The sequence below is a fragment of the Streptomyces sp. SM1 genome, from assembly GCF_002910825.1.
Taxonomy (GTDB): Bacteria; Actinomycetota; Actinomycetes; order Streptomycetales; family Streptomycetaceae; genus Streptomyces; species Streptomyces okerensis.
The window spans coordinates 1-1,435 of the sequence record NZ_NEUB01000316.1; the positions used below are offsets into that span (position 1 = coordinate 1).

A 1,435-nucleotide genomic window follows, 5' to 3' on the forward strand; every position below is an offset into this window, starting at 1 on the left:
GAGTCCTCCCCGCCCGCCTCCCCGTCCTCCCCCTCCACGAACCCGCCGGCCTCCGCATCCGCATCCGCACCGGCATCCGCCACGGAGACCGATGTCCCGGCCACCGGACCCGGCACGTTCACCACCGCCCGTACCGACGGTTCGGCCGTCGGTACGGACAGTCGCGTCCGGCGCTACAAGGTGCTGGTCGAGGACGGCATCGACATCCCGGCGAGCGAGGCCGCCGCCGAGGTCTCGGCGGTTCTCGCCGACCGCCGGGGCTGGACCAGGGACGGTGTCAACTCCTTCCGGCTCGTCGGTTCCGGGTCGTACGACTTCGTGGTGAAGATCGCGACACCCGGTACGACGGACCGCATCTGCGGTGCCGCCGGGCTGCTGACCCGCGGTGAGGTCAACTGCAGCGTGGGCACGGACGTGGTGGTCGACCTCAAGCGGTGGGTGCTGGGCTCACCGCAGTTCGACGGGCCGATCGGCGAGTACCGGGCGCTGATCGTCAACCACGAGGTCGGCCACCGCATCGGACGCGGCCACGAGGGCTGCCCCGGGCCCGGCCGTCCGGCACCCGCGATGATGCAGCAGATCAAGGGCCTGGACGGCTGCGTCGCCAACGCCTGGCCCTACGGGCGCGACGGCACGTACCTGGGCGGACCCTCCGTCCCCTGAGGGTCCCTCACCGGCCCGGACGTGCCGCACGAGGCGTCTGACGAGCTGTGACACATTCGTCGCGCCGGACGCTGATCACCGTGAGGGCGTGGGCGCGGTCGGACGCGTTCACGCCAAGCCATAGCGGTGCGCTACACGCTCGGTACGGACGAGGACGGTTCTTGGGTCACGGAGGGGATTCCCGCCGCGCAGGGGCGTACGACGGGGAGCTGGGCGCGGCCGTCGGGCGGGCCCAGCAGGGGGACGAGGCGGCCTTCGCGGTGGCCTACCGGATCGTGCAGCCGGGGCTGCTCGCCTATGTGCGCGGTCTGGTCGGGGACGACGCCGAGGACGTGATGTCGGACGCCTGGCTGGAGATCGCCCGGGACCTGGGCCGGTTCAAGGGGGACGGGGCCGGCTTCCGGGGCTGGACGGCGACCATCGCCCGGCACCGGGCGCTGGACCATCTGCGCCGGCAGCGGGTGCGGCCCCGGCCGTCGGTCCTGGAGCAGGACGTACTCGACCTGCCCGGGCCGCAGAGCACCCACGACCAGGCCATGGAGGCCCTGTCGACCGAGTACGCCCTCGAACTGGTCGGCGGACTGCCGCGGGACCAGGCCGAGGCCGTGCTGCTGCGCGTGGTCGTCGGTCTCGACGGTCCCGCCGCCGCCCGGGTGCTCGGCAACGGACGGCCGCGTACCGGGGCCTGAAGCGGCTGGCCCGGCAGCTCGGAGCCGAGGGTGTGACGGATGAGCCGCCGCGGACGCTGGGTGAGTCGACGTGACTGTCGGCC

At 73.3% G+C, this 1,435-nt stretch carries 1 protein-coding gene and 1 pseudogene; both read left to right on the plus strand.

The annotated features are described in order from the left end of the window. The coding region (locus B9S61_RS07670; RefSeq protein WP_103541566.1) for a DUF3152 domain-containing protein at positions 1 to 663 on the plus strand (663 nt) is incomplete at its 5' end. A gap of 161 nt (positions 664 to 824) precedes the next feature. Next, positions 825 to 1,426 (plus strand): annotated as a pseudogene (locus B9S61_RS07675) (RNA polymerase sigma factor). The last annotated feature ends 9 nt before the right edge of the window (positions 1,427 to 1,435 follow it).